General features: G+C 66.8%; 15 protein-coding genes and 1 pseudogene. 10 read left to right on the top strand and 6 right to left on the bottom strand.

The features are described from left to right. Nucleotides 1–27 precede the first annotated feature (27 nt). From BACI348_RS05815 to BACI348_RS05795, 5 genes and pseudogenes are all read left to right on the top strand, one after another. A complete protein-coding gene (locus tag BACI348_RS05815) occupies nt 28–930 on the top strand; it encodes an ABC transporter substrate-binding protein (RefSeq protein WP_159824359.1) in 903 nt (300 codons plus the stop codon). Continuing rightward, nucleotides 927–1,928 carry an ornithine cyclodeaminase family protein gene (locus tag BACI348_RS05810; RefSeq protein WP_159824358.1) on the top strand — a complete coding sequence of 334 codons (1,002 nt, stop codon included), beginning with the start codon at nt 927–929 and terminating at the stop codon, nt 1,926–1,928. The genes BACI348_RS05815 and BACI348_RS05810 overlap by 4 nt, the downstream gene beginning before the upstream one ends. After that, nucleotides 1,925–2,674 (top strand): aspartate/glutamate racemase family protein, encoded by a 750-nt coding sequence (locus BACI348_RS05805; protein ID WP_159824357.1) that lies wholly within the window; start codon nt 1,925–1,927, stop codon nt 2,672–2,674. Before BACI348_RS05810 ends, BACI348_RS05805 begins: the two co-directional genes overlap by 4 nt. Nucleotides 2,675–2,704: 30 nt before the next feature. After that, nucleotides 2,705–3,382 carry a GntR family transcriptional regulator gene (locus BACI348_RS05800; protein WP_159824356.1) on the top strand — a complete coding sequence of 226 codons (678 nt, stop codon included), beginning with the start codon at nt 2,705–2,707 and terminating at the stop codon, nt 3,380–3,382. Between the two features lie 64 nt (nt 3,383–3,446). Continuing rightward, nucleotides 3,447–4,012: pseudogene (locus tag BACI348_RS05795) on the top strand (DM13 domain-containing protein). Nucleotides 4,013–4,081: 69 nt separating this feature from the next. Here BACI348_RS05795 and BACI348_RS05790 read toward each other — a convergent pair. Beyond that, nucleotides 4,082–5,596 (bottom strand): MFS transporter, encoded by a 1,515-nt coding sequence (locus BACI348_RS05790; RefSeq protein ID WP_159824355.1) that lies wholly within the window; start codon nt 5,594–5,596, stop codon nt 4,082–4,084. A 371-nt stretch (nt 5,597–5,967) separates the two neighbouring features. Between BACI348_RS05790 and BACI348_RS20625 the strand changes: the two genes are divergently transcribed. Then, nucleotides 5,968–6,222, top strand: coding sequence for a hypothetical protein (locus BACI348_RS20625; RefSeq protein WP_236557462.1), 255 nt, complete (start codon nt 5,968–5,970; stop codon nt 6,220–6,222). 203 nt (nt 6,223–6,425) lie between these two features. Here BACI348_RS20625 and BACI348_RS05780 read toward each other — a convergent pair whose 3' ends face one another. From BACI348_RS05780 to BACI348_RS05770, 3 genes are read right to left on the bottom strand one after another with little or no spacing between them, the layout of a single operon-like run. Beyond that, on the bottom strand, nt 6,426–6,746 hold the full coding sequence (locus tag BACI348_RS05780) for a GYD domain-containing protein (protein WP_159824353.1): 321 nt from the start codon (nt 6,744–6,746) through the stop codon (nt 6,426–6,428). Nucleotides 6,747–6,759: 13 nt separating this feature from the next. Further along, complete coding sequence (locus tag BACI348_RS05775) at nt 6,760–7,527, bottom strand: DUF2182 domain-containing protein (RefSeq protein WP_236557460.1); 768 nt, start codon at nt 7,525–7,527, stop codon at nt 6,760–6,762. 47 nt (nt 7,528–7,574) lie between these two features. Beyond that, on the bottom strand, nt 7,575–8,180 hold the full coding sequence (locus BACI348_RS05770) for a DUF1326 domain-containing protein (protein ID WP_159829825.1): 606 nt from the start codon (nt 8,178–8,180) through the stop codon (nt 7,575–7,577). Between the two features lie 383 nt (nt 8,181–8,563). Between BACI348_RS05770 and BACI348_RS05765 the strand changes: the two genes are divergently transcribed. Beyond that, entirely contained in the window at nt 8,564–9,259 is a 696-nt protein-coding gene (locus tag BACI348_RS05765) for a DUF2306 domain-containing protein (RefSeq protein ID WP_159824351.1), read from the top strand. On the opposite strand, the gene BACI348_RS05760 is transcribed toward BACI348_RS05765, so the two are convergent. Further along, a complete protein-coding gene (locus BACI348_RS05760; protein ID WP_159824350.1) occupies nt 9,256–9,945 on the bottom strand; it encodes a TetR/AcrR family transcriptional regulator in 690 nt (229 codons plus the stop codon). The two genes, BACI348_RS05765 and BACI348_RS05760, sit on opposite strands and share 4 nt — an antisense overlap. A gap of 89 nt (nt 9,946–10,034) precedes the next feature. Between BACI348_RS05760 and BACI348_RS05755 the strand changes: the two genes are divergently transcribed. Next, nucleotides 10,035–10,736 carry a DUF4386 domain-containing protein gene (locus BACI348_RS05755; RefSeq protein WP_159824349.1) on the top strand — a complete coding sequence of 234 codons (702 nt, stop codon included), beginning with the start codon at nt 10,035–10,037 and terminating at the stop codon, nt 10,734–10,736. A 100-nt stretch (nt 10,737–10,836) separates the two neighbouring features. Here BACI348_RS05755 and BACI348_RS05750 read toward each other — a convergent pair whose 3' ends face one another. Next, entirely contained in the window at nt 10,837–11,670 is an 834-nt protein-coding gene (locus tag BACI348_RS05750) for a hypothetical protein (protein WP_159824348.1), read from the bottom strand. Nucleotides 11,671–12,012: 342 nt separating this feature from the next. Here BACI348_RS05750 and BACI348_RS20620 point away from each other — a divergent pair, with 342 nt between their 5' ends. Both BACI348_RS20620 and BACI348_RS05740 read left to right on the top strand, forming a co-directional pair. Beyond that, the gene (locus BACI348_RS20620; RefSeq protein ID WP_236557457.1) at nt 12,013–12,267 is read left to right on the top strand and encodes a hypothetical protein; all 255 of its coding nucleotides are present in this window, start codon (nt 12,013–12,015) and stop codon (nt 12,265–12,267) included. Nucleotides 12,268–12,415: 148 nt separating this feature from the next. Then, nucleotides 12,416–12,682 carry a hypothetical protein gene (locus BACI348_RS05740; RefSeq protein ID WP_159824346.1) on the top strand — a complete coding sequence of 89 codons (267 nt, stop codon included), beginning with the start codon at nt 12,416–12,418 and terminating at the stop codon, nt 12,680–12,682. The last annotated feature ends 134 nt before the right edge of the window (nt 12,683–12,816 follow it).

Below are 12,816 nucleotides of genomic sequence, written 5' to 3'. Positions count from 1 at the left end.
CACCCGCCAACGCCCCTGGAGGCACCTATGGAAACCTTGAACATCTCCGCCACCGCAAACGGCCTGAACTATCTCCCCGAGTACGTGGCCGGCGTCGGGGGCATCTTCGCCGCCCACGGCCTGCAGGTGACCGCCACAGCATGCGACCCCTGGACCGGTGTGCTCGACGACCTCGATTCCGGGGCGGCGGACCTCGCCCTTGGCGGCCTCTGGGTCCCCGGCATGTACGCCGGCATGGACCGCCGCGTCACCGTGGTGGGGCAGCTCAACCACCGCTTCCCGATGACCATTGTGGCCCGGAACGCCACCGGCCCCGTGGGCCTTGACTGGCTGGCCGGCCGCGTGGTGCTCGCGCCGGGCGCCGGCGGCAGCGCACCGTACGAGTTCACCGCCGGGCTGATCCGCGAAAGCGGCCTCGACCCCGCCGCAACCCGCTGGGTGCGCGATCTCTCCACCGCGATGCTCACCGAGCTGTATCGCGGCGGCTTGGGGGACGCGATCATCCTCGACCTCCTGTCCGCCAAGGAGCTCGTCGCCGCGGGCCAGGGAACCATCGTCTTCAGCCACCTCGAGGCAGGCGGGGTCATGCCCAACAGCGTGTACTACTGCCGCACCGACAGGGCAGCCGAACTCGGCGACCGCATCGAACGCTTCACCTCCGCCATCGCCGAGGCCATGGACCGCATCGTGTCCGGGGCGGCCGCTACAGACATCGACGCCGTCCTGGCCGCCCGCTGGCCCGACCGGGACCCCGTGCTGCTGCGGCAGGCTGTGGCGGAAATGGCCCGCGGCGGCGTCTGGGACACCACCGAGATCGATCCGGATGCCTCCGACCGCTGGATGCGGATCCTCGCCGACGCCGGACTGGTCACCCGCGCCCCGTCACTCAAGGAACTCACCGGAGGCCGTATGGTGGGTGCCGCATCGTGACGCTTTTCCTCACCGCCGAGCACATCGCTGCCCTGATCGGCGACGTCGATGTCCTGGCCGCCGTCGAAGCGGTGCACGCGGACCTGGGATCCGGGGCCATGACCCAGCCCCCGCCGTCGACCCTTGCCGGCGAAGGCGACGCCGTATTCCTGCCCATGGCGGCCCGTTCGGACCGGCTGGGGCTCGCCGCGGTGAAACTGATGGCGGACATCCCCGGCAACGGCTCCCGCGGGCTGCCGACGCAGCGCTCCACGATCCTGGTCAGCTCCACCGTCACCGGTGAATGCGTGGCAGTGCTCGACGGCGCCCTGGTCACCCGGCTGCGCACGGCCGCCGCCTCCGCGGTGGCCACCCGCTACCTTGCCCGCGGCGACAGCCGTACCCTGGGCCTCGTCGGCGCGGGGAACCTCGCCATCGAGCACGTGCGTGCCATCAGCGCGGTCAGACCCATCGAGAACATCATCGTGTGGTCGCGTTCGGCCGCCACCACGGCTCGGTTCCTGGAGGCAGTCAGTCCAGAACTCCGCGGCCGCACCGTGGTGGCGGCCGACCCCCGGGCGGTGGTACAGAACTGCGACGTCCTCTGCACGCTGACACCGTCCGTCGACCCAATCGTGCGCGGCTCCTGGCTGCAGCCGGGCCAGCACGTCAACGCGGTGGGGGCCCGCCCCCGGCCCACGCACCGTGAGCTCGACGGCGGGGCGATGGGCCGGGGCACCCTGGTGGTGGACAGCGCGGACACCGCCCTGTCCAAGTCAGGCGACCTGCTCCAGGCCATCGCCGAGGGGGCGGTTCCCGGGGACGTGCCGCTGCGCGAACTCGGGCACGTCGTTGCCGGAACCGCGCCCGCCCGCACCGGCCCGGACGAGATCACCGTCTTCAACTCGGTGGGCCTCGCCGCGCAGGACCTTGCCACGGCCGCAGCGCTGATCGACCTCGCCCGGCTCCGCGACATCGGCACCTTGGCACCACTCACGGCGATTCCGGCGGCCGTATGAGCCGGATCGCGGTGGTGAACTGCAACACCACCACGTCGATGACGGAGATGGCCGCAGCCCGGGCCCGGCTTGCCGTGGGCCCGTGCACCACCGTGGTTGCTGTCACGCCCACGTGGGGTGTCGAATCGGCCGAAGGCTGGTACGACAGCTTCATCAGCGCCGCGGCGGTCCTGCACAGCCTGGAGAACCTGCCCCCGGACATCGACGGCGTGGTCATGGCCGGCTTCGGCGAACACGGGCGCGAGGGCGCCCGGCAGCTCCTCGACATTCCCGTTGTGGACATCACCGAAGCAGCCGCCCACCTGGCGATGCTCCTGGGCCGCCGCTACGGAGTGGTCACCACCGTCAGCAGCGCGGTGGGCCAAATCGAGGACAGCCTCACCACCGCCGGGCTGATGGGGCACTGCGCCGCCATCGAGGACACGGGCCTCGGCGTCCTGGAGATCGACGCCGACCCGACCGCCACAGCGGAGGCCTTCGTCGCCGCCGGTGAGAGGGCGATTGCCCGCGGCGCCGAGGTCATCTGCCTGGGTTGCGCGGGGATGGCGGGCCTGGAGGAGTACGTCAGCGGGCGGCTCCCCGTTCCCGTGATCGACGGCGTCGCTGCCGCGGCTGCCCTGGTGGAAACGCTCATCCGCCAGCGCCTGGGCACCAGCAAGATTGACAGCTATGCCGCGCCGCTGCGGAAGACGCGGACCTGGAACCCGCCAGCGGTGGGGGTGGACGTCGCGGCGGGTGTTGAATAATGGGTTCACCGTTCGAATGGAGCCTCCCACATGACATCATCAGCCCCCGAGGGTTCGCTGACCAGCCAGACCTACCGGACGCTGCGCCGGCAGATCATCCTGGGTCACTACCCGCAGGGGTCACGGCTGGTGGAGGCCGCACTGGCAGCGGAACTGAACGTCTCCCGGCTGCCGATCCGGGAGGCACTGCCACAGCTGGAGAACGAGGGCTTCGTGCGGACCCTTCCGCGCCGCTCCTCGCGGGTTGCCGAATGGACGACGGCCGATGTCACCGAGTTGTTCGATGTGCGGCTGAGCCTGGAAACCCTGGCCGCACGGTTAGCCGCCAGGTCGGTGGCGGCCGGCGCCTCGATGCAGCCGCTGCTCGATGCCATCGACGCGGAGCACAGGGCGTTAGACAGCGAGGACTGGCTGGAAGTGGCCGAAACATCCACTGTGGTGCACGAGGCGATTGTCGAAATAGCGGGCAGTTCGCTGCTGACCACCCTGATGCGCGGCGTCAGCGGCAGGATGACGTGGCTTTTCTACATGACCAGCGCCCGCGACCAGCGCCAGCAGTCCGACGAACACCACGGGCTGCTGGAGGCAATCCGTGCCGGCAATGACCGGCTGGCCGAGGCCATCGCCTTCACCCACATCGAGAAAGGCCGGGCTCCGTCGCTGCGCCTACTGGCCGCGGACCATATCTCCGGCAAGAGCGTCTCCTAAAGCCAGGGCGGACCTCCCGCGCTCCGGCCCGGAACAGCAGCATCAACCAGGACGTTGAGGTGGTATGCGAAAGCGCGTTGTCATTCCGGCTGCAGTGCTGGTGGCTGCCATTGCATTAACGGTGGGGTTGTACCTGTTCCAGCCCTGGCGGATCTTCACGAGCTCAACTGTGATCGAGGATCTTCCGGCTGCTGCCACGCCAGCCGTCGAGCCGTCGACCGGGCCGACGGAGCCCGCGGGACCCTCGGCAGCGCCCTCCGCCGTCGCGCCCGTTGCCGCTCCGCGTGAGTTGGCAACGGGCCAACTCATCAGCCATGAACACGCCAGCTCAGGAACTGTGAAGATCCTGGAGCTACCCGACGGGAGCCGGATTCTCCGGCTCGAAGGCCTTGACACGTCCGACGGCCCGGACCTGCGGGTGTGGCTCACGGACGCGCCGGTGATCGAGGGATTCGACGGCTGGTATCTTTTCGACGACGGTGCTTACCTTGATCTGGGCGCGCTCAAGGCGAACAAGGGCGACCAGAACACCAGATCCCCGCCGGGACCGTGCTGGGCGATTACAGCTCAGTCAGCATTTGGTGTGCGCGTTTCGCGGTGTCATTCACCGCCGCCGAGCTGAACCCATAGCCCGTTCGTTGCCGTGAAACTCCGCCTGGGGACCTTACGAACGCCAGCCCGCCGTCGTACATCCCTGCGTCACATCACTTTTGGCTTCCCGGGCCGCCCCTTGTGCTCCGCCCGCGCGATCTCGAAGCTGCTCTCGAACGGCAGCGAGTCCACGTCCAGCAGCGGGTCGCTGTCTTGCGTCTCCACCAGCTTCCGCGCATCCTCCTCCGACTCCACGCTGGGCATGGACCCGGGCAGGTGCCGCCCGGCCGATTCCGGCAGGAACCGGATCGCCACGGCAGCAACCGCGGCCACGGCCATGAGGTAGTACGCAATCGCCATGTCGTCGCCGGTCAGCCCGATCAGGGCCGCGATGATGAAGGGGGCCGTCCCGCCGAAGATGGCGACGGCCAGGTTGTAGGCGATGCCCATGGCGGAGTAGCGGTGCTCGGTGGGAAACAGCGCCGGCAGCGCGGAGGCCAGGTTCGGCACTGAAAACGCCACCGGGAAGGCGATCAGGGCCAGGCCCAGCAATGTCATCGGGACGCTGCCCGCCGCTATCGCCAGGAACGCCGGAACAGCGAACACCACCGTACTGAAGGCCCCGATCCACAGCACCGGGCGCCGGCCGATGCGGTCCGAGAGCAGGCCAGTGAAGGGGATGCACAGCGCCATGACCACCAGGACCGGGAGGGTCAGCAGCGTCCCCTCCACCTCGTTGTAGCCCTTATTGGTGGTGAGGTACGTGGGCATGTAGGACGTGAGGGCGTAGGCCACGGTGTTGGCAGCGGCCGCCAGGATCATGGCCAGCAGGATGGGCCGCCAGTGCGCCTTCAGGATCCCGAGCGGACCCACAGGGCGGAGCTCCTCCCCCGTCCCGGGGTGCTTGGCCGCCACGGCTTCGGCCTCCATCGTGGCTTTGAAGGCGGCAGACTCCTCGATCTTCATCCGGAAGTAGACAGCCACAGCGCCCAGCGGACCTGCCACCAGGAACGGGATCCGCCAGCCCCACGCTTCCATCTGCTCCTGCCCCAGCATCAGCTGCAGGACGGACACCACCAGCCCGCCAGCCGCGAAGCCGAGATAGCTGCCCATGTCCAGGAAGCTGACGTAAAAGCCCCGGCGCCGGTCCGGCGAATGCTCGCACACGAACGTGGTGGCGCCCGAGTATTCGCCGCCGGTGGAAAAGCCCTGCACCAGCTTCAGGACCACCAGCAGCACCGCCGCCCAGATGCCCAGCACGTCGTACCCCGGAAGCAGGCCGACGGCGAACGTCGCCGCGGCCATCAGCATCAGCGTCATGGCCAGGACCTTCTGGCGGCCCATCTTGTCTCCCAGCCAGCCAAAAAAAATGCCGCCCAGGGGCCGGGCGATGAACGTGGCGGCGAACGTTCCCAGCAGGAACAGGTTTTGGACTGCCCTGTCCGCTTCGGGCAGGAACACCGGCCCCATGGTGGTGATGAGGTAGCCGAACACGCCGACGTCGTACCACTCCATCGTGTTGCCCACGATGGTGCCGCCCAGCGCCTTGCGCAGCGTGCGGCGGTTGACGATATTGACGTCGGATACCTGTAGCCGCCGCTTCTGCCCGCTGTGCTGTGTCATGCCGCCCACCGCCGCCTCGCTCGCGTAGCCGGGCACACGTCGTCGTTCTTCTTACCCCCGTGAGCGGCAGCGGCCCAACACCTCCGTTCATCTTGCCACTCCCGCACTGCGGCAACAACGGACTGGGGATGTATCAACCGCTGGAAGCACGTTCAAGAGGCAGGCCCAGGGCGGATGCGTGGCTCAATTTCTTCAAGGTACGTTGTCCGGGACGAAGAGCGGGCTGGAACAACGGCCCGGCGTAAGGCCGCGGGGCGTGCCCAGGAGGTCCTTGCACTTCGGTTGGGGCTGATGGCTCCGTTCGCCCCGCCGCCGTTCGTGTTGGTCACCACTGCGGACGACATCCTGGAGCTCCTGCTCGTCGGAGCCCTTTGCATCGTCGCCGCCCTGGCGGGCGGGCACTTCCTGACGTCCCGCGCCGGGGTGCCCACGGAGTCGAACAGGGTGATGTCCCCTTCGTCCCGGCGGCCGGGAACCTGGCCGGCCACCAGCTGGGCATGTTCAGCGCCCAGCTCATCCTGGAACGCACCAAGGCGCTGGGCATGCAGGGGCTGGTGACCATCTGGCACGGCTACGGTCTCGCGGACCTGGCGGCCGGCGTTCACCTGCAAGTTCCGGGCCGATGAGCTGATTGAGCACTGCGTTGCCGTTGCCACTGTTGGCGGCTCCAGCGTTATTGATCCCGCAGCGCAGCGGCTTGCTTCTGTGGCGGACCGGCCGGGCGTCGCGGTGGGAGACCCGGCCAAGCTGGTGCTGGTGGAGGGTGACGCGGTGACGGCCGCAGTGATGGACCGGCGTCCCGGCCGCTGGCTTTGGTGACCAAACTCCCCTACTGCCCCGGCGCCCGGTAGGTGGGCGACTTCTTGGCCGCCTCATCGAGGTCCTCAACCGTCAGGAGCGGCTTCAGGCGGACGTTGACGTTCCCCGACGAATTGATCAGCAGCGACAGCGCTGCTGCGCTTGCATCGTCTGGAATATCGAAAACGCCGAGGACATCGTAGTAACCAAAAGCGTAGTAGAAGCACTCCAGCGTTCCGCCCACGGATTTCAGTGCCTCGGTCAGGGCCTCGCGGCGCTTGGTGCCGCCTTCCTGCATGAGCCCCTGGATTCCCTTGCCCACGTACGTCGCTTCAAACAGATACTTCGGCATGACCGTTCCTTTCCTACATTCCCATCCCAGTTGTCGCCGCAGGGGCAAATGCCACGCCGAGCGCGATCACAGCCAGCGCCACCGCAACGGAGCGGTTGGCGAGCCGCTTCCACGGCAGCATTTTCTCCCCGGCGATGAAGGCCCCGATCAGGGCCATCCAGCCGACGCTCATCACGCCGAGCGCAAACAGCGCCGTCATCAGCGCCCAGCAGCACGCCACGCACCAGGCGCCGTGCTCCACACCCATCCGGAGTGCACCCGTGTAGCCCGGCCGCATCCGGTGCAGGATGAAATCCATGGGTGTCCGGCATTTCATCAGGCTCACGTTTTTGGCCGGCGTGAGCTGGTACAGGGCGGCGATCATGATGACCCCCGCCGCAACGTAGCGGCCGCCCTGGTCCGGGGCGAAGAGCCCGGGCGCCAGCTCTGCCACCGACACATAAAGCACGTACGCCACCAGCCCGAACGCCGTCCACGCGGCCAGGTAACCGGCCACGAACACGGCCGTAGACCCTGCCGGCGCGTACCGTCCCTGCTCCCGCCGGTGCCGCTGGATCCGGTGGTACGCCACCACCATGGGGGCCACCGACGGGAACATCATGGCCGCGAGCATCACCACCCACGTCACCGTGAAGAAGCCCACCGGTCCCGGCGTCGTCCACGGGCCCATGTCCATACCCGCCAACTGGGAGAACGTCAACACCCAGCTGGCAGCGGCGAGCACCAGCAGGACAGCAACAAGGCCGGCCTCCCGCGGATCAACGCGGGAGGCCTTCGCCACTGAGTGACCGCTACTGAACAACCTCCTGCGTTCCACTGCCGGGCCGTTCAGCCCCGGCCCCTCGGGGCACCCTCCGCCATTTCACTGGCGAACGCGAAATCGGACGTCTCGCCGTAGACGCCGTCAAACTCCTGTCCGAACAGGTCCACGTGCCCCGGTGCCTTGCCAATCCGGAACTCGGGGGCGAAGCCGTACATGGCGTTCTTCACCGTGGTCACGCCGCCGTCGGGCCCCGGCAGCGGCTCGAACGTGAACCGGGCCTTGTCCGAAACCGAGCCGGACGGCCTGTCACCGCCCGTGAACGTGACCTTGGCGCGCTCCAGTCCCAGCCACTCCCCGTACAGCCCAGCGAGGTCGCCGAAAGGACCGCCGGCCTGCCCGCGAAGGATGGTTTCCAGGGCGCCCACCTGGGCTTCGGATGCGGAGTCGTCGACGACGGCCCCCACCTTCCAGCCGCCCGCGGTCAGATGCGTGGGGAACCAGTTGACGAACGCGAATTCGACGCCGGACAGGTCCGTGTCATCGAGGTTTCCCTTGGCGATATGGAAGACATTCAGGCCGCGGCACTCGCCGTCCGGCCCGGTGGGCATGCCGTCCACCGGGCACGGACAAATCAGCTGGCATGTGCAGTTGCCCGCGTATGTTCCGGACATTTCCCAAGACACAGAACCCTCCTCACCTGGCGTCGTCGCCGTGCAGGAGTGGCCCGGATTCTGGCGCCTCGTTCCGTGGAAACGGGGTGGATGGCCCCGTTAACGCAGACGCTATTCCTCCGGCAACAGGCAGTCAATATGCCCGGGATACCTAATGGCCGGCGGACCGATTTCTCCGGTTCCCGCCGCTTTTCACGGCCGGCGTTCAGGTCGGGGAGGCTTGCCTATCGCTTACCGGAAGCCGGTGCAGTAGGTTGGGCTTACGCCGTCCGAAGAGGTGCTGCTGGGCACCGGTATTCCGGCCACCGACGCCTTGAATCCGCCGCCAGCCCTGCATGAAAATTCGTGCCCAGGCCACGCCAGCACTTCAGAGAAGCGAATCCATGAACCCTGCAACTGCTCCCCGCATCCGTCCAAACCCCCGCTTCCGGTGGCTCGTGCCCGCCGCCCTGATTTTCCTCAGCCTCGTGCCCATCATCGCCGGGGCCGTCCGCCTGGGTGAGCTGTCCGGAGGCGAGATCAGGCCCGATAACGCGCGGTTCTTCGATTCGCCTGTCCCCGTGCTGATCCACATTCCCACCGTCACGCTGTACCTGGTGCTGGGCGCGTTCCAGTTCGTTTCCCCGCTGCGCCGGGGCAAGCGTGGCAGGCCAAGCTGGCACAAAGTCGCCGGACGCATCCTCGCCCCCACCGGGCTCCTCGCTGCCCTGTCCGGTTTATGGATGGCAGTCTTCTACGACCTCCCGCCCCTGGACGGGCCGCTGCTGCTCATCCTTCGGCTGGTGTTCGGGTCCGCCATGGTGGCGTTCATCGTCCTGGGTTTCATCGCGGTGCGGCGCCACAACTACGTTCGGCACAGTGAGTGGATGTCCCGGGCCTACGCCATTGGCATCGCCCAGGGAACCATCGTGGTGGTGACCATTCCCTGGATCGTCCTGGTGGGGCCGGTGACCGAGCTGACCCGGGCACTCCTGATTGGTGCATCCTGGGTCCTCAGCCTGGCGGTGGCCGAGTACTTCATCTATCGGCGCGCGCACGGAGCCGAACAGAAGCTCCGCCGTTCCGTCCAGCCTGTTTAGGCCTTCCCCTCCGCGGTTGAATCCTTGGCCCGTTCAAGCGCATCGAGAACCAACTCCAGTCCGAACGCGAATTCCTCGGCATAGCTGTAACCTGGCCGGAGGACATGCTTGGCCATGAGTTCGTGAAGGTAGGGGTACTCACCGGCCGGCAACTGCCCCAGCATCACGTGGGCCATGGCGGCCGCCTCTTCGCCCGAGTCGAAGGGCAAGGCCTTTTCCTGCTTCGCGAAGCCGTACACATAGCTGTCCAGCGCGGAGAAGGCGTGCGCCGTCATGGCCAGGGAAAAGCCCCCGTTCCGGAACGTCCCGAGCACCCTGTCGTGGTGCCGCATCGTACTTGGTCCGGCGTGGGTGGCGGAGTCCATCAGCCCGTTGGCCCACGGGTGCCGCAGCAGGACTGCCCGCACCGACACCGAGCGCTTTCGCAGGGCGGTTTTCCAGCTTTCATCATGGACCGGCAGGTCGATCTCGCCGTAAAGGGCATCGATCATCCCGTTGAGCAGGTCCTCTTTGTTCGAGACGTGGTTGTACAGCGACATCGCTTCGACCCCCAGCTCATCCCCCAGCCGGCGCATCGAGAGTTTCTCAATCCCGTCCTCATCCGCGAGCCTGATGGCAGTTTCCAGGACCCTGGCCCGGTTCAAACGCTCCCTGCCTTCAGTCCGCTGCACTCTTCTTGCAGGCATTTCCCCTCTTTCTTCCGACCCCATTGACTCACCTTACACCGTAGGCGTAGGTTACTTACATCATAAACTTACAACGTAAGGCAGAGATCATGAGCACGCTCCCTGGAACCCGCAACACCGCCATGCCGAGCACATCGAAACTGGACTTCCGCAGCTGGTCCCCCGCTACCGCGAGCGCAGTATCCGGACTGGGCCTGGTGGTCATGGTGGTCCTCATGACGGCCGGCTACTTCGGGGCAGTGTCACCGCTCATCACTCCCGGCGATGCAACGAAGACAGCCCAGAACATTTCGCAGTCGGGAACCGCCTACCTTGCCGGCGTCGCCTGCATCGTCGTGGTCATCCTCATCGATGTGGTGGTCTCCGGCGCCTGGTATGCGCTGTTCAAAGGCGTCAACCGGCAGCTGTCGGCGGCCGCCGCCTGGCTGCGGGTCGCCTACTCGGTGCTCTTCGCAGTGGCAACAGGCCAGCTCGCCTACGCCTACACCCTGTTGGAAAGTCCCGGCCGGGCCCTGCACGCCATCGAATTGTTCCACACCATCTGGCTCATCAGCCTTGGCCTGTTCGGGCTCCATCTCATCCTGATCGGGTGCCTGGAACTGCGCTCCGCCTTCGTCCCCAAAGTTTTCGGAGTCCTCCTGCTCATCTCCGCCGCGGGATACATCCTGGACGCACTCGGGGTGGCCTTCGTGGAGGCGTTCACTCCGATGTACGGACAGTTCGCCATCATCGGTGAAACCAGCTTCATCTTCTGGCTCCTGACCAAAGGCCGCAAACTAACCCTCCGTTGAGCTGCCCACCGCCCGAGGCGGGCGAACGTTCCCAAGCCAGGTGCCGCCGTCGTAATGTACGACGGCGGCACCTGGCTTTAGTGCCTCGTCGCGACGGCCGTCAGGGCTGGTGGGCTGGAATGAGCCGATAGGCGAAGCGGCCCTCCACACCATCCAGCGGGCTCATGGTGAGATCTGCGCCCTGGCCCGGCAGCCGCAGGGGCGACCTGACCGCCTGCCCGTCGCACGGGACCCGCACGGGCGCAAGGACTTCCTCACCTGCCGACGTCGATATGGACAGCTCCGTAAAGGACGGTCCTGAGCAGACGAAATCCAGATCGTACTGGCCGGGTTCGGCCATGAGCGTTCCCGTGGTGGTGGTGTTGCCCCCGCTGGTACCGCGGAGCTCGCCCGGTATCCGCGTCTGCAGCTGCTGGTCCGACCACTCCGACAGGTCCTCCAGTTCCGACGCCCTCCGGTCCGGGTTGGTCTGCACCTTGACCCCCGTTGCCGACGGCTTGCCCACTGGCGGGACCGCGCTGATGGTGATGGGCCCGCCGGTGTGCCGGAGGAAGCGGTCCAGCCCGGAACCGCACTCAAAGGCCGATGCTTCCGGCACGCCGTCGGCTCCAACAATGGTGAGCTTGGCGCCGTAAACCCCAGCGCACGCGCCCGAGACCATGTAGTCTCCCGGTGCCAGGTCAAGGAACAGTTTGCCGGCCGGCTCCGCCTCGGACGGCATGCCCGGTTCCGATGGGGACGCCTCGAGCAGGCGCACCACTTCACCCATGTTCTCCTCGAAGGAAGCCGCAGGTGGTGTTGCCGGCGGCGAGGACGCAAGGGCCCCTTGCTCATCCGGGCCGGTGTACTCACACCCGGCCAGCGCCATAACCAGTGCGGCCGCAACCGCCAGAAATCCCCGGTGCCGTGCCGGCATCCCCCCATGCGCTGACATGCCTCCGAGTCTATGGCCTCCCCCCGGGGGCAGCTGCGGGCAAGGCTAGCTGTCGTGGGCATAGGAAGGAGCGGCCGAAGGGCGCATAGTTGGACGATGACAAGTCCGTACACCCGGGGCGACTCCTTTAGCAGCGGCGCTTCACGGGAACACATCAGACAAGCGCTCGTGGACTACGGCGCCACGGACGTTGTTTTCAGCCAACGCGGGAATCGGAGCGCCCTCGCCTTCAGGGGTGCCGGACGGCAATTCCGCATCGTAGTTTCCCTACCCGAGTCCGACGGGAGCGTGACAACCCTAGGGGACACAGCGGAGGGTCCCCTCCGCGAAGCGAAGGGGAAAATGCTGGAACGCGCCAACCGCAGGTTCTGGCACGCCCTGTCCCTGTCGATAGACGCCAAACTCGGTGCCGTGGCAGCAGGCATTGCCAGTCTTGAATCCGAATTCCTGGCCCATGTGGTCCTCCCCGGGAATCGCACGGTACTCGACGAACTCGAACCCGTCATCGACTTTGCTTACCGGTCCGGCCGGCGTCCCTCCTTCGGATATCCGGCCCCGTCCCTGGCACTTACCACTGCCATGCCGGGCCTGCCGTAGGTTGCCCTGGAATTACCTGTCTGAAGTGCGTCTTTGGGCGTAGACTCGCAGCACCCCGGGACGCTGCGACTGGACATCCTGCCTCCGGCAATCAACAAATCCCTCTCCGTCAGAAGCAGCCAGCGAACCAGCGCCTGGAAGGCACACCATGACCGAACCGCTTATCCAAGACCAGTGGCACCGGCTTCCCTCCACGGTGACGCGGTGGCTGATTGATAATCCCGGCTGCGTGATCCTGCCGCGAACGTTATCCGCAGAAATCAGTGCAGCCACCGGCCATCCCCTCAACGAGGACCCACACGGCGAAACCACGCTCTGCCAGCAGGACGTGGACTTTATCCGGATGAAGTCACGCGAGGCCGAGACCGGGCAGCCCGACGCCGGCTACACGGACTTGGGTTCCGTTCGAGCATAAAAGCTCCCGGGCTTGCCCGGAGGCCGCGCTGAACCGCTCACCGTGCCTAGGGCTGTAGCCTCCCGCCTGCGGCAGTGCCAGAATGTTGGGCAACAGCTCCACTCCGGGCGGCAATTCCGGCAGCAAGTAGGCGC

Origin of the sequence: Arthrobacter sp. 9AX (assembly GCF_902506095.1) — a bacterium.
In the GTDB taxonomy this organism is placed as follows: Bacteria; Actinomycetota; Actinomycetes; order Actinomycetales; family Micrococcaceae; genus Arthrobacter.
This window is presented reverse-complemented; position numbering and strand designations above follow the sequence as displayed.

What these genes read in the sequence shown, in the direction of transcription:
- BACI348_RS05815 (WP_159824359.1), top strand. Translation starts at nt 28, where the DNA reads ATGGAAACCTTGAACATCTCCGCCACCGCAAACGGCCTGAACTATCTC.
- BACI348_RS05780 (WP_159824353.1), bottom strand. Translation starts at nt 6,746, where the DNA reads ATGCCGAAGTATCTGTTTGAAGCGACGTACGTGGGCAAGGGAATCCAG.
- BACI348_RS20620 (WP_236557457.1), top strand. Translation starts at nt 12,013, where the DNA reads ATGCTGGAACGCGCCAACCGCAGGTTCTGGCACGCCCTGTCCCTGTCG.
- BACI348_RS05760 (WP_159824350.1), bottom strand. Translation starts at nt 9,945, where the DNA reads ATGCCTGCAAGAAGAGTGCAGCGGACTGAAGGCAGGGAGCGTTTGAAC.
- BACI348_RS05750 (WP_159824348.1), bottom strand. Translation starts at nt 11,670, where the DNA reads ATGTCAGCGCATGGGGGGATGCCGGCACGGCACCGGGGATTTCTGGCG.
- BACI348_RS05770 (WP_159829825.1), bottom strand. Translation starts at nt 8,180, where the DNA reads ATGTCCGGAACATACGCGGGCAACTGCACATGCCAGCTGATTTGTCCG.
- BACI348_RS05765 (WP_159824351.1), top strand. Translation starts at nt 8,564, where the DNA reads ATGAACCCTGCAACTGCTCCCCGCATCCGTCCAAACCCCCGCTTCCGG.
- BACI348_RS05800 (WP_159824356.1), top strand. Translation starts at nt 2,705, where the DNA reads ATGACATCATCAGCCCCCGAGGGTTCGCTGACCAGCCAGACCTACCGG.
- BACI348_RS05805 (WP_159824357.1), top strand. Translation starts at nt 1,925, where the DNA reads ATGAGCCGGATCGCGGTGGTGAACTGCAACACCACCACGTCGATGACG.
- BACI348_RS05790 (WP_159824355.1), bottom strand. Translation starts at nt 5,596, where the DNA reads ATGACACAGCACAGCGGGCAGAAGCGGCGGCTACAGGTATCCGACGTC.
- BACI348_RS05755 (WP_159824349.1), top strand. Translation starts at nt 10,035, where the DNA reads ATGAGCACGCTCCCTGGAACCCGCAACACCGCCATGCCGAGCACATCG.
- BACI348_RS05740 (WP_159824346.1), top strand. Translation starts at nt 12,416, where the DNA reads ATGACCGAACCGCTTATCCAAGACCAGTGGCACCGGCTTCCCTCCACG.